This window comes from Mucilaginibacter aquaedulcis, assembly GCF_030409325.1.
In the GTDB taxonomy this organism is placed as follows: domain Bacteria; phylum Bacteroidota; class Bacteroidia; order Sphingobacteriales; family Sphingobacteriaceae; genus Mucilaginibacter; species Mucilaginibacter aquaedulcis.
Genome location: NZ_JAUFPR010000004.1, coordinates 698477 through 720524 on the forward strand (window position 1 = coordinate 698477; position 22048 = coordinate 720524).

Here is a 22048-nt window from a genome sequence, read left to right on the forward strand (position 1 = left end):
CATGAAAAACCACTTTTTTAAACGAATCTTTATCCTTGTTGCCTTGTTTTATGTGCCTTTGCAAAGCATGGCATGGGGAACAAACGGTCACCGTATTTGCGGCCAGATTGCCGATAGCTACTTAACGCCTAAAGCCCGTGCAGCCATAAAAGCTATTTTGGGCAATGAATCAATAGCGATCACCAGTAACTGGGCCGATTTTATAAAATCAGATCCTAATTACAAGTACCTGTATAACTGGCATTTTATTGACCTGGACAAAGCCTATAACTACCCAGAATTGCAGGATTATTTAAAAGCGGATACTGCTACAGATGCCTATACCAAAATGAACTTTTTGATAGCCGGCTTAAAAAAGAAGGATATCACCAAAGCCAATAAATTGCTTTATCTGCGTATGCTGATCCACATTGTTGAGGATGTGCACCAACCCCTGCATACCGGCCATACCCAGGATAAAGGCGGTAATGACGTTAAGGTGCAGTGGTTTGGTAAAGATACTAACCTGCACTCTGTGTGGGATAGCGAGCTGATAGATATGCAGCAACTGAGCTACACCGAATATGCGGCCATGATAAACCATACTACCGCTGCCGAGCGTGCACAATTACAGAAAGCTCCTATAAGCGAGTGGCTGTTTGAAAGCAACCAGCTTGCCGAAAATATTTATGCAGGCGTTACTCCTCACGAAAACCTGAGTTACAAATACAACTTTAAATATATTGAGCTGCTTAATCACCAGATGCTGAAAGCCGGTGTGCGTTTGGCAGGGATCTTGAATCAGCTATTTGGATAAAATAGTGAGTGGGTTAATTAAGTGAGTGGAGAATGGTTTAAAGATTGTTATAAACCACTCACTTAATCAATCCATTAACTACTCACCTCTCACAAAAATGAAAATATTAATGGTTTGCCTGGGTAATATATGCCGTTCGCCGCTGGCGGAGGGTGTTATGCAACACCTGGCATCTGAAGCGGGTCTGGATTGGCAGGTTGATTCGGCCGGAACGGGTGGCTGGCATGTAGGCGAAGGGCCCGACAGGCGATCAACCCGTACAGCGCGTAATCATGGCATTGATATCAGCAAGCAGGTTTGCCGCCAGTTTAGAACAAACGATTTTGACCGTTTTGATCACATCTTTGTGATGGATAAAAATAACCTGACTGATGTTATCTCGTTGGCCCGGAACGATCAGGATATTCAAAAAGTAAAACTATTGCTCGGCGATAAAGTTGTACCCGATCCCTACTATGATGATAACCAGTTTGAACCCGTTTTTGAATTAATTGAAGGCGGTTGCAAGGATATTATCAGGGAGTTGACGAAGGGGTAAAATAAAATTTTGTCATTGCTGCAAACCATAATTTAGGGACTGTCATAGTGAGCTCCGTCGAACCATGGTGGGCAGGCCTCTACGCGTGATCCTTCGACAAGCTCAGGATGACATGGCCTTTTGCACTACGCGTTTTGAGATGACTTAGTTTTTTAAAGAGGGCTTCTCGCCACCTTAAAAAACGGCAGACTTTCACCGTACCAAAACGCCCGGCCGTGTTGTATAAAGCCAGCCTTGGCCAGTACTTTTTGTGATGCTGCATTATCCGGATGGGTTACCGCGCAAATTTCTCTTAAACCAACATCATTCAGGCCATAAAATACCAATGCTTTTGCCAGTTCTGTAGCGATACCCGATCCCCAGTATTTCAGGTGCAGCCGGTAGCCCAGCTCAATGCGCGTTCCGTCATACTCGCTATAGTTCAGGATGCAAACACCAATAAAATCGTTATCATCCAGGTTGAATATTCCCCACCTGCCTAAGCCGGTTTGTTTCTCGTAATCTCTGAGGGTATCTTTAAAAACCTTTTTACTTTCCTGCTCGGTACGTTTTTTTACGTAACGGGTGAGGCGTGTATCGGCATCAAGATCTAATAAAAGTTGTTCGTCTTCGGCTGTAAACTCCCGTATCAGCAGGCGTGAGGTTTGGGCAATAACGTTCATGGTGCTCAAAAATATATTTTTACGCGGGTGTAAGGGTAAAAAGAGTGTCATTTAAGAGTAGAATGAATGATATTGGATTGTTTCGTTATCCTGAACTCGTTTCAGGATCCCACCGGAAGGGCTCCGCTCGTGAAGTGCCGAAACAAGTTCGGCATGACAGCACGTACTTTATTCAGCATAATTTGCTTTTTTGTACATTTGCCGCATGGCATCCATTAAACCATCTGTACCCAAAGGAACCCGCGATTTTTCACCTACCGAAATGGTGAAACGTAACTATATTTTTGATACTATTAAAAGCGTGTTCCGTAAATACGGCTACCAGCAGATAGAAACGCCAACGATGGAGAACTCCTCTACCCTGTTAGGTAAATATGGCGAAGAGGGTGACAAACTGATATTCAAAATCCTAAATAGCGGCGACTATCTTGCTAAGGTTGATGCTGATAAGCTTGCAGCCAAAAACTCCAACCAGATAGCTTCAGAAATTTCCGAAAAAGCCCTGCGCTACGACCTCACCGTACCCTTTGCCCGCTACGTAGTACAACACCAGAACGAGATCACTTTTCCGTTCAAGCGTTTCCAGGTGCAGCCGGTTTGGCGTGCCGACAGGCCGCAGCGTGGCCGATACCGCGAGTTTTACCAGTGCGATGCTGATGTGGTAGGCTCCGATTCGTTACTGAACGAAGCCGAGTTTATCATGATATATGATGAGGCCTTAGGCAAGCTTGGGCTAAAGGATTTCAGCATAAAAATCAACAATAGAAAAATACTATCAGGTATTGCCCAGATTATAGATAAAGCCGATAATATCATTGACCTCACTGTAGCCATTGATAAACTGGATAAAATTGGCCTGGATGGCGTTATCAAAGAACTGCTTGAACGCGGTTTTACAGAAGCCGACATCGACAAAATAAAACCGGTTATCCTGCTGGAAGGCACTAACGAGGAAAAGCTGCAGAGCCTGCGTGAGGCACTGGCTTCTTCAGAAATTGGCTTGAAAGGATGCGATGAGATTGAAACGGTATTTAACTATATCAAAAGCTGTCCGCTGCAAACCGCTGAGCTGGAGTTGGATATTACCCTGGCGCGCGGATTGAACTATTACACCGGCGCCATCTTTGAGGTTAAAACCAACGAAGTTGCTATGGGCAGCATCGGTGGTGGTGGCCGTTATGACGACCTTACCGGCATGTTTGGCCTGAAAGGACTTACTGGTGTAGGCATTTCCTTTGGTGCTGACCGTATTTACGATGTGCTGGAGGAGTTAAATCTTTTCCCGGTCGCAGCCAATCAAAGCACCCAGGTGCTCATCTGTAATTTTGATAAAGAAGGTGAATTGTATGGCTTGCCATTATTGCAACAGCTGCGCCGCCAAAACGTAAATGCGGAGCTTTACCCGGCAGGTGCCAAGATCAAAAAGCAGATGGAATATGCCAATAACAAAAATATCCCTTACACAGTGGTAATTGGCAGCGAAGAAATACAAAGCGGCCTGCTCGCATTTAAAAACATGACCTCCGGCGAACAGGAAAAACTGACCGCAGAGCAGATTGTGGAGCGGTTGGGGTAGACTGATGTCATTGCCACGCTACGCTCACAATGACAAAGCGGTATCAAAAAAGGGCATCACTCTTAAAAGTGATGCCCTTTTCTTGTTTATAAATTCCCCCTTTAGGGGGCTGTAGCTCCTATTTAGGCCCATAAGTAACTATCGGGATGATCATCTCTTCTAACGAGATACCGCCGTGCTGAAAAGTTTCATTGTAGAAGTTCACAAAGTGGTTATAGTTATTCGGGTAAACGAAGTAGCTGTCTTCCTTGGCAAATACAAAGCTCGAGCTTAGGTGCAGCTTGGGAAGCATGGCATCATGTGGGTTGCGGATGTGAAATACTTCCTTCGCGTTATAGTTCAGGTTTTTACCTTGTTTGTAGCGCAAGTTGGTGTTCGTATTCCTGTCGCCTACAATTTTGCTTGGGTTTTTAACGCGGATGGTACCATGATCGGTTGTGATGATCACCCTTACCTGTTTCTGAGCCAAAAACTTCAGCAAATCAAACAACGGCGAATGCTCAAACCACGACAGCGTTAACGAGCGGTAAGCCGCATCATCACTCGCCAGCTCACGGATCATTTGCATATCTGTACGGGCGTGCGATAGCATATCAACAAAGTTGTAAACCACTACGTTCAACTCGTTGTTCATCAGGTTATTTACCGATTCATTCAAGGCCCGGCCCTCGTCTATATTCAATATTTTATGGTATGAATATTTGCAATCCTTGCGCAGTACACGCTTTAAATGATCGGCAATAAATTCAGATTCGTACAGGTTTTTACCGCCTTCGTCCTCATCATTTTGCCACATGGTTGGGTATCGTTTTTCCATATCCAAAGGCATCAATCCCGAGAATATAGAGTTACGGGCATACTGGGTAGCCGTTGGCAGGATGCTGTAATAGGTATCCTCTTCCTCCATCCTGAAGTATTCAGATATAATGGGATTGATTACCTTAAACTGATCATAACGGAGGTTATCTATCAATATAAAGAACAACGGGCCGTTGCCGTCAAGCTTAGGGAATACCTTCTTTTTAAACAATTGCGGCGAACTGGTAGGCGCAAACTCCGGGTTTTTGATCCAGTTTAAATAGTTGCGTTCAATAAACTTGCAAAATTGCACGTTGGCCTCAGCTTTTTGCAGGGTCAATATTTCGTGCATGCCGGCATCTTCCAGTTTTTCCAGTTCAAGCTCCCAGTATATGAGTTTCTTGTATACATCAACCCATTCCTGGTGGCTAAGGTTATCATTAAGGGTCATGCCCAGCGTGCGGAAATCCATTTGGTAGGCCATGGTTGTTTTTTCGGTAACCAGGCGTTTGTTTTCCGTAAGCTTTTTAATGGTAAGCAGTATTTGTTTAGGGTGTACCGGTTTTATCAGGTAATCATCTATCTTGGAGCCAATGGCATCCTCCATCAAATACTCTTCCTCGTTTTTGGTGATGAGTACAATAGGTACATCGTTATTCAGGTTCTTGATCTGCTGCAGAGTTTCCAGTCCGGTTAAGCCGGGCATGTTCTCGTCCAAAAAAACCAGGTCGAAGTAGTTTTGCTTAAAGGCGTCAACGGCGTCGTTACCGTTGGTTACGGTAGTAACTTTGTATCCTTTTTCGTTCAGGAAAAGTATATGTGGCTTTAAAAGGTCAATTTCGTCATCGGCCCATAAAATGGTGGTGTCTTGCATAGTAGTATATTAAATAGTATTCTGAATCAGAATTTGCAGAATCAGAGAATTTTCAGAATGCTTTATGAGTAAGATTAAGTTGATCAAATATCGGCATTAAGTAGCTTTTATTTTGATAATTCTTAAATTCTGGCAATTCTGATTCAGACATTAAACCTCAAAGCGGTTGTTTTGTTGTTGATAAGTAAAGGTATTAACAAAAATTAACAAACATGATGCGCTTATTTTACCTTTGTTTTACATTTTTGTATTGTAAACAACCAAATTGAATAAAAAGAAAATTATAAACGATCCGGTTTATGGCTTTATCAGTATCCCAACAGAGTTGGTATTTGATCTGATACAACATCCGTATTTTCAACGACTGAGGTATATCAAACAACTGGGCATGACCCACCTGGTATATCCAGGCGCCCTGCATACCCGTTTTCACCATGCCCTGGGCGCTATGCACCTCATGGATATGGCCATTGAAACCCTCCGCAACAAGGGGCACAATATTAATAAAGACGAAGAAGAAGCATTAACCATTGCCATATTATTACACGATATTGGTCATGGCCCTTTCTCGCACGCTCTTGAACGTTCTATTATTGAGGGTGTTGCGCACGAAGATATATCGGCCATGCTCATGAACAAGCTTAACGATCAGTTTGAGGGCAAATTAGGCATGGCTATCAGTATTTTTAACGATACATATCCACGCCGTTTTTTGCATCAGCTGGTATCAAGCCAATTGGATATGGACAGGCTTGATTACCTTAACCGCGACAGCTTTTTCACCGGTGTATCTGAAGGCGTGATCAGTTCAGACCGCATTATCAAAATGCTGAATGTTAAGGATGATCATATTGTTGTTGAGGAAAAGGGGATATACTCGATAGAGAAATTTTTAATAGCCCGCAGGCTCATGTACTGGCAGGTATACCTGCATAAAACGGTTATAGCCGGCGAGGAGCTTTTGGTACGGGTGTTTAAGCGCTGCCGCGAACTGACGCTGCAGGGGCATGATCTGTTTGCTACACCTGCACTTAAGCATTTTATAAAGAACAAAATAAGCCGTGATGCCTTTATGAATGAGGATCATCACCTGGAAATATTTGCCAGTTTGGATGATGCCGATATCATGTCGGCCGTAAAGGTTTGGGCAGAGTATCCTGATTTTGTGTTATCAACGTTATCCAAAAATCTGGTTCAGCGTAACCTGTACCACGTTGATATTACCAGCAACGTGCCAGAAAAAAGCTTTGTTGACCAATTAACACAGCAGGCTATGGAGCAATATGGGGTAAGTGAGCATGATGCATCGTACTTTGTTTTTACAACCTCCATTCGCAATAATGCGTATACTGCCGGCGATGGTAACATAGGTATATTGATGAAAGACGGGCGTGTGCATGACATTACCACAGCCAGCGATAATTCAAATTTAGAGGCACTGGCCAAAACAGTAAAAAAATATATTCTTTGCTACAGTAAGGGTTTATTATAAGTTGGGAGTCATTAATAAAAGGTTTAAATTTTGAGTGATGCGTTTTGGTTGAAAAATGAAGATATTATTAATTATTTAGCTCAAAACACACTGCTTATTATGCACAACTCATTAATAATTTGCTGCTTTAATTTTAACATTTAAATTTGTCGATGCAATTTACTGCCCAGGAAATAGGTTTATTGCTCAACGGAACTGTTGAGGGTGATGCTTTTGTAACGGTTGATAAACTGGCTAAAATAGAGGATGGAGGCGCAGGAAGCCTTACATTTTTAGCCAATCCGAAATACGAACAGTTTTTATATACCACCAATGCCTCGGTTGTTATTGTAAATAATGACCTGGAGCTTGCCGGTGAAGTAAAAGCTACCCTCATAAGGGTCGAAAACGCGTACAGTGCCTTTTCGGTATTGCTCGAAAAATATAACACTATAAAGCTTAACAAACAGGGTATTGAACAGCCTTGCTTTATACACCCAACCGCGCAGGTGGGCGAAAACGTATATATAGGTGCGTTCGCCTACATAGGGCCCAACGCTAAAATAGGCGACTACAGTAAAATATATCCAAATACTTATATTGCTGATAATGTTACCATTGGTAAAAATGTTACCTTGTTTGCTGGTGTAAAGGTTTACTTTGACTGTGTTTTGGGCGATAATGTGATTATTCACGCCGGTGCGGTTATTGGCAGCGATGGTTTTGGCTTTGCCCCTGCTGCCGATGGCTCATACGCCAAAATAAGCCAGATAGGCAATGTAATTATTGAGGATGATGTGGAGGTTGGAGCCAATACAACTATTGACAGGGCTACCATGGGCTCAACTGTGATACGCAAGGGGGCCAAAATTGATAACCTGGTACAAATAGCCCATAATGCCGAAGTTGGCGCGCATACTGTTATAGCGGCGCAAACAGGTATATCGGGCAGTACTAAAATAGGCGAAAAAGTAGTTATAGCTGGGCAAGTTGGTATTGCCGGCCATTTAAATATAGCCAATGGCACGCAGCTATCGGCACAAACAGGTATTAACAGTTCCATAACCGAAGAGGGAAAAGCATGGGGCGGCACACCTTATATGCCGTATAAGGATTACCTTAGGGCTCATGCTAAACTCCGCAAACTGCCCGAGTTGGACAGGAAGGTTTATGAACTTGAAAAATTAATTGAAGAACTCAGAAAAGGTGATCATTAGTTCATCGGTTCATTAGTTCATTAGGCTTTTTCAATGAGTTAATGAACTATTTACCAATAAACAAATGAACTAATGTACCAATGAACATTATAAAATGAACGTAAAACAAAGAACTATTAAAGCGCCGGTATCGGTTTCTGGTACAGGCTTACACACTGGTCAGCGTGTAACCATGACATTTAACCCTGCAGCAGAAAATCACGGTTATAAATTCCGGCGGATTGATATGCCGGGCGCGCCTATAATAGATGCCGATGTTGATAACGTAACCGATACTTCACGTGGTACTACTATTTCGCAAAATGGTGCAACGGTAAACACTGTTGAGCACGTATTGGCGGCTTTAGTGGGTATGGAGATTGACAACGTTTTGATAGATATGGACGGTCCCGAGACCCCTATCATGGACGGCAGCTCTATACAGTTTGTTGATGTGATCATGGAAACAGGCCTGGTTGAACAGGACGCCGACCGCGAATACTATCACATACCTTATAATATACATTATTCGGAGCCCGACCGTAAGGTAGAGATGGTGGCTATGCCGCTTGATGATTACCGTTTTACCTGTATGGTTGATTATAACTCACAGGTGCTGGGAAGCCAGCACGCCAGTATTTCAACCATATCTGAGTTTAAAAAGGAAATTGCCTCGTGCCGTACTTTCTGCTTTTTGCATGAGCTGGAAATGCTGTTAAAGCACGACCTTATTAAAGGCGGCGATTTAAATAACGCCATTGTAGTGGTTGATAAAGATGTTGACGAAGAAGAACTTGCCCATCTGGCCAAGTTGTTCAACCGTAAAGACATTAATGTAGCCCCGCAGGGTATCTTAAATAATATTGAACTGCGCCATCAAAATGAACCGGCAAGGCACAAACTGCTTGATATGATCGGCGATCTGGCACTGGTTGGTGTACCGCTGAAAGGCCATATCATGGCGGCCCGCCCTGGTCATGCGGCCAACGTGGCTTTCGCTAAAAAAATTAAGGCCCTTATTAAAAAAGAAAAAAGCCGTAAGCATGTAAAAGTATACGACCCTAACATGACCCCGGTTTATGATACGGTTCAGATCATGAAGATATTGCCGCACAGGCAGCCCATGCTCATGATTGATAAGATTTTGGAATTATCAAAGAGCCATGTGGTAGGATTAAAGAATGTGACCATGAACGAAGATCTGTTTATGGGCCATTTTCCCGGATCTCCGCTTTTTCCTGGTGTTTTACAGATTGAGGCCATGGCCCAAACAGGCGGTATCCTGGTGCTGAATACCGTGCCAGATCCTGAAAACTACATCACCCTTTTCCTGAAAATAGAAAATGCCAGGTTTAAAGATAAGGTAGTGCCTGGTGATACCATTATATTCCATTGTAATTTACTTGCACCTATAAGGCGGGGTATAGCCCAAATGAAGGGTATAGGGATGGTAGGTTCGCGCATTGTTGTTGAAGCAGAACTGATGGCCCAGATAGTAAAAGTAAATAAAACCAACGAAGCATGATCCAGCCATTAGCATACATACACCCACAGGCCAAAATAGCCGACAATGTGGTGATTGAACCTTTTGTCACTATTCACAAGGATGTGGAAATTGGCGAAGGTACCTGGATCGGCTCCAACTCTGTAATCATGGATGGAGCACGCATAGGTAAAAACTGCCGTATATTTCCCGGCGCCGTAGTATCTGCCCCGCCTCAGGATTTAAAATATAAAGGTGAACAAAGCACCGTATCAATTGGTGATAATACCACCATCCGCGAATGTGTAACCCTTAACCGGGGCACCGCGCTTGATAAAAACACAACTACCATTGGCAGCAATTGCCTATTGATGGCTTATGTGCACGTGGCTCATGACTGTGTTATTGGCGATAACGTAATTATTGCCAACTCTGTGCAGCTGGCCGGGCATATCAATATTTATGATTATGCTTTTGTTGGCGGTTCATCTGCCGTACACCAGTTTGTTGAAATTGGCGCGCATAGCATGATATCGGGTGGTTCATTGGTACGTAAGGATGTTCCTCCTTTCACCAAAGCCGGTCGCGAGCCATTATCATACGTGGGTATCAACTCGGTAGGCTTACGCCGCAGAGGGTTTTCGGCAGCCACCATCAATGAAATTCAGGAAATATACCGCATCATATTCCTTAAAAAATATAATGTGAGCAAGGCGCTTGATATTATTGAAGCTGAGTTTACCCCAAGCGTAGAGCGCGACGAGATCATTAACTTCCTGCAAAACTCGCAAAGAGGTATCATGAAGGGATTCGGGAATACTTAATTGGTTAATGGCGGATAGTTCATGTTTCATAGCAATAAAATGCTTTAATAACCGTGAACTATCATTTGAATCTTTGCCATGAACTATTAACCATCATCTATAAGCTAATGAACATCACCCTCCAAAACATCGGCCGTAGATTTAACCGCGACTGGATATTCAAGGGTATTGATTATACTTTTAACAGCGGACAGGCCTATGCTATCCTCGGGCCAAATGGTTCAGGTAAATCTACTTTACTGCAGGTTTTAAATGCAAGTCTTACACCGTCTGTAGGTACTATCAACTTTAATTTTCAGGATAAACCTGTTGAAATTGATCGGGTGTTTACCCACCTGAGTCTTGCTGCCCCCTACCTGGAATTAATAGAGGAATTTACATTGAATGAGATGGTTGATTTCCATTTTAAATTTAAGCAGTACAAACCGGGTATCAACAAAAAGGAACTCATAGGCTTGCTGAACTTAGCGAAAAGTGAAAACAAACTGATCAGGTATTTTTCATCAGGCATGAAACAGCGCCTGAAACTGATCCTTGCTTTTTGTGCCGATACCCCTATGCTGATGCTTGACGAACCCACCTCCAACCTGGATAATCAGGGGGTAGACTGGTACCTGAGTTTGGTGCAACAGTTTGCCCAGGACAGGCTTACCATTGTTTGCTCAAACCAGGAGCATGAGTATGGGTTTTGTACTCATCGTTTAAGTATTAGCAACTACAAAAGTTAGATTTGAGAGGCATGATTATCAAATGTTTATTTGCCGGCATTTAAATTTTTGCTTTAAAAAATCTCACATCACCTATATTACATCTCAAATCTAATCCCTAATTTTGCGCCTCAATATTATTTTATGGCTAAAGCATCAGATGTTAAAAATGGAAATATCCTGCGCTTCAACGGCGAGTTAGTGCAGGTTGAAGAATTTTTACACCGTACACCCGGAAACTTACGTGCATTTTACCAGGCCCGTATGCGTAACGTAAAATCAGGAAAATTGGTTGAATACCGTTTCCGTACAGACGAAGAGGTAGATATTGCGCGGGTTGAAACTAACGATTACCAATATTTATATGACGAAGGCGATTCATTGGTAGTAATGGATAACACTACTTATGATCAGCATAATGTACCGAAGGCTTTATTTGGCCCTGCGGTTAAGTTTTTAAAAGAAGGCATGAATGTTATTGTTGCCTTTGAAAGCGAAGAGCCGATTATGGGGTCTATTCCAGGTTCTGCCGAACTTGAAATTACTTACACCGAGCCTGCAGTTAAAGGTGACACCTCAAGCGGTGCCCTGAAAAACGCTACTGTTGAAACAGGTGCCGAGATCCGCGTACCATTATTCATCAACATTGGTGATAAAGTTAAGGTTGATACCGCAACCGGCGCTTACGTAGAGCGTGTAAAAGGTTAAGCCCCCTAACCCCCTGAATGGGCAACTTTTGATTTGCATATTCTGCTTGGCAGATGATATAAAAAAAGAGGTTTCGTTTACGAAACCTCTTTTTTCTTTTTGGCCCTGCGTCATTGCTGAGGTACGGAAAAGATGTTTTAATTGTCATTGCTAGGAGGAACGACGAAGCAATCGCGAACTATTTAAGTTTTCTCTGTACTGTTTGCGATTGCCACGCTACGCTCGCAATGACAAAAATTAGTTTTTAGAGTGCGCTGGGGCCTAAAACGCCAGCTCCAGTAACACTGGGCAATGGTCAGAGTGTTTAGCCTCAGGTAGTATAGCAGCCCTTTTAATATTGGCTTCCAGTTCGGTGCTGGCCATAGCATAATCAATGCGCCAGCCTAAGTTCTTGCCTCTTGCACCGGCCCTGAAACTCCACCAGGTGTAGTTATGCGGTTCCTTGTTTAGATGGCGGAAGGTATCAATAAAACCACCCTCAATAAATTTCTCCATCCATTCGCGTTCTTCGGGCAAAAAGCCCGATGAGTTGGCGTTTGATTTAGGGTTGTGAATATCAATCGGGCGGTGGCAGATATTGTAATCGCCACATACAACCAGCTTAGGGATCTGGCTTTTCAGCAGGGTAAGATATTTACCAAACTCATCTAAAAAGCGAAACTTGAAGATCTGGCGCTCGTCGCCACTTGATCCGGAAGGGAAGTAAACACTCATTACGGATACCTCATCAAAATCAACACGAATACAGCGGCCTTCGCGGTCAAAATCAGGAATACCACAACCGTATTCAATATGTTTAGGCAGTTGTTTAGTGAAAATGGCCGTACCACTATAGCCCTTTTTTTCTGCCGGGAACCAATAATGTTGATAACCCAACTGATCAACCAAGCCAAGATCGGTCAGTACATCAGGAGTAGCTTTAATTTCCTGCAGGCAAACTACATCGGCATCAGTAGCTTGCAGCCAGGCCAGCCAGTTTTTGTTAATAGCCGAACGGATGCCATTAACGTTATAGGTGATTATTTTCATTTCAAATTGTGAATATGTATTACCAAATTTTATTGGTTAGTTTAATTAGTTAAAATCTGAAATCTACGAGCGCTCCCCCTTTAGGGGGCAAAGGGGCTTAATATCTTATCTAATTGTGCGCATTCCTTTTTACTCAAAACCTCTACGGTCATTGGCACATCGGCCAGGGGGCGATCACATTCATCCTTTTTTACGGCGGCAATACGGTCGACCATGTCAATGCCCGAAATCACTTCGCCGTAAACTGTATAGTTTTGATCAAGATGAGGTACACCCCCAACAGATTTATACCACTCTCTTTGCCATGCTGGTATTTTTCGGCCCTTTAACCGGGTGTTTTCGAGGGTATCTAACTTGCCATCAGTAAAGCGTTTGCCTTCGGTAATGTAAAACTGGCAACCGCTCGATGCTTTTTTAGGATTGTCGTCGCGGGCTGCGGCCAGCACACCGCGCTTATGAAACAGGCTGTCTCTGAATTCGGCAGGTACGGTATAACCAACATCGCCATCGCCCAGTTCCAGGCCAGGTATGGCTTTTTTAGAATCCGGGTCGCCGCCCTGAATCATAAAGTTCTGTATCACCCTGTGAAATAGTGTGCCATTGTAAAAACCTTTTTTCGCCAGTTTTATAAAATTGTCACGATGCAAGGGAGTTTGATTGTATAACCTAATGATGCAATTGCCGTAGGAGGTTTTTATACGTACGTATTGATTTTTTGGCGGCTTTGCGAATGCCGCTATGCTTAGCAAGAGAAATGTAAGAGTAAGGAGTTTTTTCATATATCATTTACAGGCTTGAATATATTAAAATTAAGAATTTTGGTCAAGCTGTTATATTACTCCCTGTTCCTCAAAATAATTGATAATGAGCGATTTTAAAATCATTTCCTGTTCAAGCAGGGTATAATTGGGGATAACTTTTACGCGTTTCCAGTGTGGCCAGCCATCCTGATCTTGCGCCTCCAGTTCATAAAACCCCAGCATGCTGAACAAGCGGCAGTTGGCAATATGCATCAGTTCTTCTTTCTGTCGTTTGCTGAATTTTCGCGGGCCCTGGCCAAGTTCCTGCACGCCAATTAAAAACAGCATCACTTTCAGATCTGGCTTTTCGTTATCAAAATCCTCAGCAATACGTAGCTGAAGAGTATTCCACTTTGAATTAATTTCGGCAGGTGTCATGGCAGCAAAGATATAGAATAGTTAATTGCGTATATCCGGTAATAATAGAACATTAAAGCCCACGGTGATTTATTGACAGATCAATTAGAATGATCAATATAAAAAGGAGGCCACTACTGCTTTGCAAGCGTTTAATGCACGCCCATCATAAATGTTACAATGTTGCGTTAGATTTAACATATTATTAACTATTTTTGCCTGACCTTTGTAAAATAGGTTATTGAAGGTGAAACGAAGTAAATTATATATCACATACTCCTGGCTATTGCTTATCTGCTTTATAGCCGGGCAATATATGGTTTACTCGCACCAGCACCTTTTAGCCAAAGGCGTAATTAAAACCTCGTACATCAGCAATGATCATCATCAGCCGCAGCAAACCGTCAAGGAAAAATGCTGTATGTGCGATGCCATGCATCATCAGGCCGCAATAATTGGCGATGCTTTTCATTTTAGCCCACAGGTAGCAGTACTGCACATTTTTAAGGCCTGCCATTACAACTTTGTAAGTATAGGTCTTATACTTGCAGCCGGCAGGGCACCTCCGGTGTTTTCATAATAATATTCTTTCTGCAAAATGGGCCACAGCTTGTGTGGCATTTTATTGATCCAAAATTTATTTTATTATGAAATTAAAGCTAATAAGTAGCTTATTTGTCCTGTTTATAGGTTTATCGGCATTTGCTGATACCAGTGTTGTTACTATTAAAAATAATCCGGTTGAAGATGCGGTAGGCAGCCTTTCAGGAACCGTTACCGATAAAGCCGATGGCAAGCCCGTTATAGGCGCCACCGTAAATATTCCCGATTTAAAAATGGGCTCCATTACCGGTGTCGACGGGAAATATACTTTTAAAAGTGTACCAAAAGGCGTTTACCTGGTACAGGTAACCTATTTGGGATACGCCACCTTTAATCAAAGGGTTGATTTTTCTAAAACATCCATACTTAACGTACAGTTGCAAGCTTCGTCATTAGAGGCCGGCGAAGTAATCATAACCGGTGTAAGCAAGGCTACCGAAATAAAACGCAGCCCGGTACCAATGGTTGCCGTAGGCAAAACTTATTTAGATCAGCGTGCCGCCTCGGGTAATATCATTGACCAGGTGGCTAACCTGCCAGGAGTAAGCGCCGTTACTACCGGGCCAAACGTTTCAAAGCCATTTATACATGGTTTAGGCTATAACCGAGTTATCACCTTGCAGGATGGTATACGCCAGGAAGGCCAGCAATGGGGCGATGAGCACGGTATTGAGGTTGATCAAAACTCTATCGACCGTATTGAAATTATAAAAGGCCCGGCCAGTTTAACTTACGGATCAGACGCTATTGGCGGTGTGGTTAACCTGATTACAGCGGCCCCGGTTCCCGAGGGTAAAATTTTAGGTTCGGTGCAGGGTATTTATGGCACCAACCAGGGATTACTTAACGGATCATTCAAATTACAGGGTAACCAAAACGGATTTGTTTGGGGAACGGTAATTTCTGCAAAGGAAGCTAAAGATTACCAGAACCAGCACGATGGTCGGGTGTATGCTACCAGCTACCGGGAAAAAGATGCCCGCTTTATGGTTGGCGTAAATAAATCATGGGGTTACTCCTACTTTAACGCTTCAGTTTTTGACGATGAGCAGTCTATCCCTGACGGCAGCCGCGATTCTATCACCCGTAAATTTACCAAACAAATAACGGAAGACGATGCCTTCCGCCCTATTGTTCCGGAATCTGAATTAAACTCATACCGTATCCCTACACTGCATCAGCATGTACAGCTTTATCGTATCTACAATAACAGCAACTTTATTTTAGGCAACGGAAACCTGCTGGTGAACCTGGGCTATCAATTTAGCCACAGGCGCGAGTACACTCACCCTGAGGATGGCGATATTGCCGGCTTAAACCTGCACTTGAGCACCTACACATACGATGTTAAATACAACTTTAACATGGGTAATGGATATGAAACTACGTTTGGTGTAAACGGCCAGTACCAGAACAATACCATTGGCGATGCTACAGATTTCCCGATACCAGCTTACCACCAGTTTGATATAGGTCCTTTCTTTGTAGTGAAAAAGAGCTATGGCAAATTAGATCTTTCGGCCGGTGCACGTTTTGATGTACGCTCATTCAAAAACAATGCGGCCTATGTAGATACACTTGGCGGCCCTAAAGGTTACCCAGGTTTATATACCGGTACCAACCCAACTACTGCTCCAAACGTAGTTTCGCAGTTTGATGCTTTCAGTAAAACGTTTTCGGGTTTCTCGGGGAGTGTGGGAGCCACCTACAATGTGTCAGATGCATTCTTGTTTAAAGGTAACATAGCGCGCGGCTTCAGGGCACCAAGTATAGCCGAAATATCTGCCAATGGCCCCGATCCGGGTTCGCAGATCTATCACATAGGTGATAAGAACTTTAAATCGGAGTTTAGTTTACAGGAAGATATCGGCGCCTTTTTAACCCTGCCAAATATTTCGGCAAGTGTTGAAGTGTTTAACAATGATATTTCTAATTACATATACCAGCAACAGGTTTTAGGGGCCGATGGTTCTCCGGTTTATACTCAGGGTTATACCACTTTTACCTATGTGCAAAGCAAAGCAAGGATATACGGAGGCGAGGTTAATGTTGACCTTCACCCTATTTCATGGCTGCATTTTGAAAACTCATTGAGCTTAACCTACGGCGAAAACAAAGGCAACGGCGGCAAAGTGGCCGATAGTTTAAAATACCTGCCATTTATACCACCACTGCATACCCACTCTGAACTTCGCGGCAACTTTAAGGGCAGCATTGGTAGTGTTAAAAGCATGTATGTGTTTGTTGGTTTTGATCATTTCAGCGCTCAAAACCGTTTCTTTGCAGCGTATGGTACAGAAACCGCTACGCCAGGCTATAACTTGTTGAGCGCCGGTTTTGGCGGCAATATTGTAAACAAGGCAGGCCAACCAATATTAAAGCTGTTTATCGAAGGCACCAACTTGGCCAACGTAAACTACCAATCAAATATGAGCAGGCTTAAATATTTCGATAATCCAACAGTGCCTGATGGTGTTCGTCCGGGTATTTTTAATATGGGCCGCAATATCAGCTTTAAAGTGGTGGTTCCGTTTGGGTTTAATACTAATAAAAAATCATAAAGATAATTTCCATACCTATTGATGAACATGTAAGTCCTGCCCTAAAAAGCAGGACTTTCTCGTTTGTATTTACCTTAGGTCATTTTTTGCTGAGGTATAAACATTTGCATCGCTACTTGTGTATTACTACTGTGCATTGAAAAATAATATTATTGCTGCTGTAAGCCGAATGTGTTTGATGTTTGCAAACATGTTTCGGATATGGGGTATCGGTATATTCCTTAAGGCACTGGTTGAAAATATTTGATTATTTTTGGGTAATGGATGTTGTTGAGGAGAAGCCTCAGCCAACCCTTTCCAGAAGAGAGGGCTTTAAAAGCTTTTAAAGTCTCCTCCTTTGGGGGAGATTTAGAGGGGCCATCTTTTCAATAACATAGAAATTTAATAACGATCTACAAAAGTGTTACTAACCTTACAATCATTGGCAGAATTGCCGGCTGCCGCCGAAGCTATCATCGGGCATGCGGGCAATAACAGGATATTTCTTTTTTACGGCGATATGGGTGCCGGCAAAACCACACTTATTAAAAGCCTGTGCAGTTTTTTAGGCACAAATGATAATGTTACAAGCCCTACCTTTGCCATTGTAAACGAGTATCAGACTACAGGCGATAAAATATATCACTTTGATTTTTACAGGCTTAAAAACCAGACGGAAGCTCTGGATATGGGTTACGAAGAATATTTTTACGCAGGTGCCTGGTGCTTTATTGAATGGCCCGAAAAGATCCCGGATCTGCTACCGCAGCATTATACACGGGTTAGCATAGCTGCTTTGGGCGATGGCTCAAGGCAGATCAACATTGAAAACTTTTAGTTTAATGATAGCCCCTTTTTTATTATCTTCATCAGCCACAAAATAAAATAACATGAGTTCAGGGATATACAGTGGGTTTTCGGATATTGCGAAACAGGCAATGATGCAACCTCAGGAGTCGATGCTGGAGGTTAAAAGCAAAAAAGATAAGTTATACATCGGCATTCCTAAAGAGATCTCCTTCCAGGAAAACAGGATCCCGTTAACTCCTTTGTCCGTGGCTTTACTGGTTAACAATGGCCACGATGTTATTTTAGAAAGTAATGCCGGATTGGCTGCTAATTTCTCTGATAAAGATTACAGCGATCAGGGCGCCCGGATAGTGTATGATACTAAATCGGTTTATGAGGCAGATATCATTATCAAGATAGCCCCTCCTATGATGCAGGAGATTGAGCTGATGAAAGCCGGACAGATATTAATATCTGCGCTGCAGCTGGCCACGCTTAAAGCCGAATGTCTGCACGCCCTCATGACAAAAAAAATAACCGCTCTTAGCTTTGAACATCTGCGCGACGAGGGAAATACCCTGAGCGTGGTTAGGGCCATGAGCGAGATTGTTGGTGCTACCTCCATACTTATTGCAGCCGAATATTTAAGTAATGTATTTGACGGTAAGGGGTTAATGCTGGGTGGTATTACCGGTGTTCCACCAACAGAAATTGTGATATTAGGGGCCGGTACCGTGGGAGAATATGCTGCCCGTACCGCCATAGCCTTAGGTGCCGAGGTAAAGGTTTTTGACTCATCCATCTACAAACTGCGCCGCCTGCAAAACAATATAGGCAGCCGGGTATTTACATCGGTGGTACAGCCAATAGTGCTTGAAAAAGCCATCACTACCTGCGATGTAGCTATTGGTGCCATTCGTGCCGAAGATGGCCGCAGCCCGGCTATCATATCAGAATCAACTGTGAGTCGCATGAAACGCGATTCGGTGATTATTGATGTGAGTATTGACCAGGGCGGTTGCTTTGAAACATCAGAAGTTACTAACCATACTCATCCGGTGTTTCGTAAATATGATGTAATTCATTATTGTGTACCTAATATAGCCTCACGCGTGGCCCGCACCGCAACGTATGCGCTTACCAACATATTTGCCCCCATATTGCTTGATATTGGCGATCAGGGTGGTATCAAAAACGTGATATGGCAGAAATCAGGTGTTAGGAACGCTGTATACATTTACCATGGTCACTTAACCAATAAGCATATTGGCGAGCGGTTTTCAATCCCTTGTAAAGACCTCGACCTGCTTATCGTATCGCACCGGTAATAATATGATGCGCGGTTGTCTGGTAACTTTGTTATTAATAATTGTCGGATTTGGTGCCAGGGCACAGCATTATAAATACATTGATAGTACTAAAATAAGCGGAACTGACCGTTATAAAAGACAGGTAAAGGCTAATCCTGATAAACAACTGGTAGAAATTAAACGCTACATCCCGCAAATAATACTTGACATCAGGTATGCTACCAATAACAATTTTATGCACAGGCGCATGTACCAGCAAGCCCGCGCATTTGCACGCTTGCCTGTGGTAAAGGCCTTGCAGCAGGTAGAGGCTGATTTGCAAACAAGAGGTCTTGGTCTTAAAATTTATGATGCTTACCGCCCTTACTCGGTTACAGTAAAGTTTTACGAAATGACCAGCGATACCAATTTTGTGGCCAATCCGCGTTTAGGTTCCAAACATAACAGGGGTTGCGCTATCGATTTGAGCCTTATTGACCTTAAAACAGGTAAAGAACTGGATATGCCCACAGGCTTTGATAGTTTCAGCAGAAAGGCCGCGGCAAACTATCCTGATGTTTCTCCGGCCCAATTAAACAACCGCGAACTGCTGAAAACAATCATGCAGGCGCATGGGTTTAAAGTGCTTAATACCGAGTGGTGGCATTATGATTTTAACGGATGGACTGGTTATGAATTACTTGACATTCCGTTTCAGGTGCTTTAATTTATCACTAAGGGTTGTAAAGGCATCAAAATTGCTAAGATTAGTTAATGACGACTAATAATATAACAGGCATGAAAATATATAGCAAGGAATACCTTAAGCAACTGTGGAAAATATTAGTTGCCACATTTTCAGGCTTTTCAAACGATAATGGTTTAAAGCTTAGCGCTTCATTAGCCTATTACACTGTTTTTTCCCTGGCTCCGTTGCTTATCCTGGTTATATCGCTGGCAGGTCTCTTTTTAGGACAAGATGCCGCCGCCAATCAGCTTTATCCTCAAATACAAGGCTATGTAGGTAAGCAGGCTGCCGCCCAGATACAGGAAGCTTTAACTCATTTACAGCTCTCGGGCAAATCGGGTATGGCGGTGGTTATTGGTGTAATAACGTTGCTGGTAGGTGCCAGCAGTATTTTTATTGAGATACAGGATTCGCTGAATATCATTTGGCGGGTTAAGGCCAAACCAAAACGCGGTTGGGTTAAGCTATTGCAAAACAGGTTTGTTTCTTTCTCTTTAATCATAAGCTTAGGGTTTTTGTTACTGGCATCGCTGTTGGTAAACTTTATTGTGGATGCGCTGGGAAAAAGAATTGAACATTTTTTACCTGCTATAACCGGACTGTTACTAAAGGCCGTAAACTTGGGGATTACCCTGGTAGTGATCACCGTGTTGTTCGGAATCATATTTAAGTTTTTGCCCGATGTGAAGATCAAATGGAAAGATGTACGTACCGGAGCGTTTTTTACGGCCCTGTTATTTATGCTGGGGCAATATATTATTAGCTTGTATATCCAGTACACCGCGCAAGGCTCAGCCTATGGCGCGGCAGGTTCTATCATCGTAATTTTGGTATGGATCTATTATACATCGGCCATACTATACATAGGTGCGGAGTACACACAGGTTTATGCTGAAGCCAGCGGCAGCCATATTGAACCGGCCGAATATGCCGTTCATGTTAAGCAAACCGAAGTTGAACAATCTGTAAAAAGCCTCCCGGCCCAAAATCCGGAACTGCAGGGAAATTTGAAGAGACAATAAGGATTGAGGGGATTTTTGGACTATGAGACTATTGGACGAAAGACTATGAGATTGTAAGACTTTTGGATGAAGGACTATAAGACAAAAGATTCTTTTGTCCTTGCTCCTTTTGTCCTTCATCCCATAGTCCAAAAGTCCCATAGTCCCAAAATCCTTCACATTATATTCACAATTTATTCGTAAATTTGATTGTTAAATTTTTAATACAACATGGAAATTAAAGATCCTGAATACGTTTATAAAAACGTAGTACAATTAAACGAAGGCGACGCTTCACGTAAATTCATAGCCAATGTGTTTTTATGGATGTTTGTTGCTTTAGGGCTTTCTGCTGTTTGCGCGTTTTTGTTTTCACAGAACCCTGCCCTGCTTAATATGCTTATTGATCCGGCTACAGGCCGTAATACTGGTTTAGGTACCGCGGTTATGTTTGCACCACTTGCATTCGTATTATTGATATCTTTTGGTTTTAACCGTTTGTCATATGGTGTGCTGGCACTCCTGTTTATCGCGTTTTCGGCAATAATGGGTATCAGCTTAAGCTATATACTATTGGTTTTCACGGCTGGCTCGGTATTAGGTGTGTTCATCACCACATCGGTGGTGTTTGGTGTAATGGCTATTGCCGGTTATACCACTAATACAGACTTAACCAAATTTGGCTCTATCATGATGATGGGCCTCATCGGTATTATTATCGCCTCCGTGGTTAATATGTTTATGCATAGCTCTCAGTTAGAGTATATCATTAGCTACATTGGTATAGCTGTATTTGTAGGCTTAACCGCTTATGATGTGCAAAAACTAAAACGTATTGGCGCAGGTTTAGAGTACGGTCATGCATCGGCCTCAAAAATGGCCTTAATGGGTGGCTTAACGCTTTACCTTGATTTCATCAATCTTTTCCTGATGATACTGCGTTTATTTGGCAGAAGAAGATAATAACAAACAAAACATTATTATTAAAGCTGCCCAGCAACGGGCAGCTTTTTTTGTTTACATAAATTTACTTAGCATACACTTTTGAAGGAGCAGAAACTATTGCATATTAAAGCTTTATTATGCACCTTTGCATTGCTTATAGAGAAAGGCGGAGGGATTAGACCCTGCGATGTCTTAGCAACCTGTACTTCACAAGGTGCTACATTCTACTCAACAGCTTTAAAGCTTTGGGACAGATAAGCGAAAGTCAACATAACACCCGACTTTTCGAGATAAGCTGTATTTTTTAGTATCAA

21 protein-coding genes and 1 riboswitch are annotated in these 22048 nt (G+C 42.7%); of the genes, 16 read left to right on the top strand and 5 right to left on the bottom strand.

Annotated elements, in window-relative coordinates:
• Position 1 precedes the first annotated feature (1 nt).
• Together QWZ01_RS21390 and QWZ01_RS21395 are read left to right on the top strand one after the other, a co-directional pair.
• A complete protein-coding gene (locus QWZ01_RS21390; protein ID WP_290326946.1) occupies positions 2 to 796 on the top strand; it encodes a S1/P1 nuclease in 795 nt (264 codons plus the stop codon).
• Positions 797 to 893: 97 nt separating this feature from the next.
• Positions 894 to 1334, top strand: a complete 441-nt coding sequence (locus QWZ01_RS21395) for a low molecular weight protein-tyrosine-phosphatase (RefSeq protein ID WP_290326948.1) — start codon at positions 894 to 896, stop codon at positions 1332 to 1334.
• A gap of 152 nt (positions 1335 to 1486) precedes the next feature.
• Here the strand turns inward: QWZ01_RS21395 and QWZ01_RS21400 are convergent, their stop codons facing one another.
• Positions 1487 to 2047, bottom strand: coding sequence for a GNAT family N-acetyltransferase (locus QWZ01_RS21400; protein ID WP_290326950.1), 561 nt, complete (start codon positions 2045 to 2047; stop codon positions 1487 to 1489).
• A 154-nt stretch (positions 2048 to 2201) separates the two neighbouring features.
• Between QWZ01_RS21400 and hisS the strand changes: the two genes are divergently transcribed.
• Positions 2202 to 3572, top strand: coding sequence for a histidine--tRNA ligase (gene hisS, locus QWZ01_RS21405; RefSeq protein ID WP_290326952.1), 1371 nt, complete (start codon positions 2202 to 2204; stop codon positions 3570 to 3572).
• A 118-nt stretch (positions 3573 to 3690) separates the two neighbouring features.
• Here hisS and porX read toward each other — a convergent pair whose 3' ends face one another.
• Positions 3691 to 5244: a T9SS response regulator signal transducer PorX gene (gene porX, locus QWZ01_RS21410; protein ID WP_290326954.1), complete on the bottom strand. Its 1554-nt coding sequence runs from the start codon at positions 5242 to 5244 to the stop codon at positions 3691 to 3693.
• 265 nt (positions 5245 to 5509) lie between these two features.
• Here porX and QWZ01_RS21415 point away from each other — a divergent pair, with 265 nt between their 5' ends.
• The 6 genes from QWZ01_RS21415 (at position 5510) to efp (ending at position 11633) form a co-directional block, all read left to right on the top strand.
• The gene (locus QWZ01_RS21415; protein WP_290326956.1) at positions 5510 to 6736 is read left to right on the top strand and encodes an HD domain-containing protein; all 1227 of its coding nucleotides are present in this window, start codon (positions 5510 to 5512) and stop codon (positions 6734 to 6736) included.
• A gap of 152 nt (positions 6737 to 6888) precedes the next feature.
• The gene (lpxD, locus tag QWZ01_RS21420; protein ID WP_290326957.1) at positions 6889 to 7932 is read left to right on the top strand and encodes a UDP-3-O-(3-hydroxymyristoyl)glucosamine N-acyltransferase; all 1044 of its coding nucleotides are present in this window, start codon (positions 6889 to 6891) and stop codon (positions 7930 to 7932) included.
• 94 nt (positions 7933 to 8026) lie between these two features.
• Entirely contained in the window at positions 8027 to 9436 is a 1410-nt protein-coding gene (locus QWZ01_RS21425; protein ID WP_290326959.1) for a bifunctional UDP-3-O-[3-hydroxymyristoyl] N-acetylglucosamine deacetylase/3-hydroxyacyl-ACP dehydratase, read from the top strand.
• Positions 9433 to 10218 (top strand): acyl-ACP--UDP-N-acetylglucosamine O-acyltransferase, encoded by a 786-nt coding sequence (lpxA, locus tag QWZ01_RS21430; protein ID WP_290326962.1) that lies wholly within the window; start codon positions 9433 to 9435, stop codon positions 10216 to 10218. Before QWZ01_RS21425 ends, lpxA begins: the two co-directional genes overlap by 4 nt.
• A 107-nt stretch (positions 10219 to 10325) precedes the next feature.
• A complete protein-coding gene (locus tag QWZ01_RS21435; RefSeq protein ID WP_290326964.1) occupies positions 10326 to 10946 on the top strand; it encodes an ABC transporter ATP-binding protein in 621 nt (206 codons plus the stop codon).
• Positions 10947 to 11069: 123 nt separating this feature from the next.
• A complete protein-coding gene (gene efp, locus QWZ01_RS21440) occupies positions 11070 to 11633 on the top strand; it encodes an elongation factor P (RefSeq protein ID WP_290326966.1) in 564 nt (187 codons plus the stop codon).
• Between the two features lie 261 nt (positions 11634 to 11894).
• Here efp and QWZ01_RS21445 read toward each other — a convergent pair whose 3' ends face one another.
• The 3 genes from QWZ01_RS21445 to QWZ01_RS21455 form a co-directional block, all read right to left on the bottom strand.
• On the bottom strand, positions 11895 to 12662 hold the full coding sequence (locus tag QWZ01_RS21445) for an exodeoxyribonuclease III (RefSeq protein ID WP_290326968.1): 768 nt from the start codon (positions 12660 to 12662) through the stop codon (positions 11895 to 11897).
• Between the two features lie 80 nt (positions 12663 to 12742).
• On the bottom strand, positions 12743 to 13441 hold the full coding sequence (locus QWZ01_RS21450) for a peptidylprolyl isomerase (protein WP_290326970.1): 699 nt from the start codon (positions 13439 to 13441) through the stop codon (positions 12743 to 12745).
• Positions 13442 to 13492: 51 nt separating this feature from the next.
• A complete protein-coding gene (locus tag QWZ01_RS21455) occupies positions 13493 to 13840 on the bottom strand; it encodes a hypothetical protein (RefSeq protein WP_290326972.1) in 348 nt (115 codons plus the stop codon).
• A 226-nt stretch (positions 13841 to 14066) separates the two neighbouring features.
• Between QWZ01_RS21455 and QWZ01_RS21460 the strand changes: the two genes are divergently transcribed.
• From QWZ01_RS21460 to QWZ01_RS21490, 7 genes are all read left to right on the top strand, one after another.
• Positions 14067 to 14399, top strand: a complete 333-nt coding sequence (locus tag QWZ01_RS21460; RefSeq protein ID WP_290326974.1) for a hypothetical protein — start codon at positions 14067 to 14069, stop codon at positions 14397 to 14399.
• Between the two features lie 67 nt (positions 14400 to 14466).
• Complete coding sequence (locus QWZ01_RS21465) at positions 14467 to 16983, top strand: TonB-dependent receptor (protein ID WP_290326976.1); 2517 nt, start codon at positions 14467 to 14469, stop codon at positions 16981 to 16983.
• A 400-nt stretch (positions 16984 to 17383) separates the two neighbouring features.
• Entirely contained in the window at positions 17384 to 17800 is a 417-nt protein-coding gene (tsaE, locus tag QWZ01_RS21470; RefSeq protein WP_290326978.1) for a tRNA (adenosine(37)-N6)-threonylcarbamoyltransferase complex ATPase subunit type 1 TsaE, read from the top strand.
• Positions 17801 to 17852: 52 nt separating this feature from the next.
• Positions 17853 to 19079, top strand: a complete 1227-nt coding sequence (locus QWZ01_RS21475; protein WP_290326980.1) for an alanine dehydrogenase — start codon at positions 17853 to 17855, stop codon at positions 19077 to 19079.
• Between the two features lie 4 nt (positions 19080 to 19083).
• On the top strand, positions 19084 to 19767 hold the full coding sequence (locus tag QWZ01_RS21480) for a M15 family metallopeptidase (RefSeq protein ID WP_290326982.1): 684 nt from the start codon (positions 19084 to 19086) through the stop codon (positions 19765 to 19767).
• Positions 19768 to 19838: 71 nt separating this feature from the next.
• A complete protein-coding gene (locus QWZ01_RS21485) occupies positions 19839 to 20810 on the top strand; it encodes a YihY/virulence factor BrkB family protein (RefSeq protein ID WP_290326984.1) in 972 nt (323 codons plus the stop codon).
• Between the two features lie 210 nt (positions 20811 to 21020).
• Positions 21021 to 21752 carry a Bax inhibitor-1/YccA family protein gene (locus QWZ01_RS21490; protein ID WP_290326986.1) on the top strand — a complete coding sequence of 244 codons (732 nt, stop codon included), beginning with the start codon at positions 21021 to 21023 and terminating at the stop codon, positions 21750 to 21752.
• A 133-nt stretch (positions 21753 to 21885) separates the two neighbouring features.
• Positions 21886 to 21995, top strand: a riboswitch (SAM riboswitch).
• Positions 21996 to 22048 lie beyond the last annotated feature (53 nt).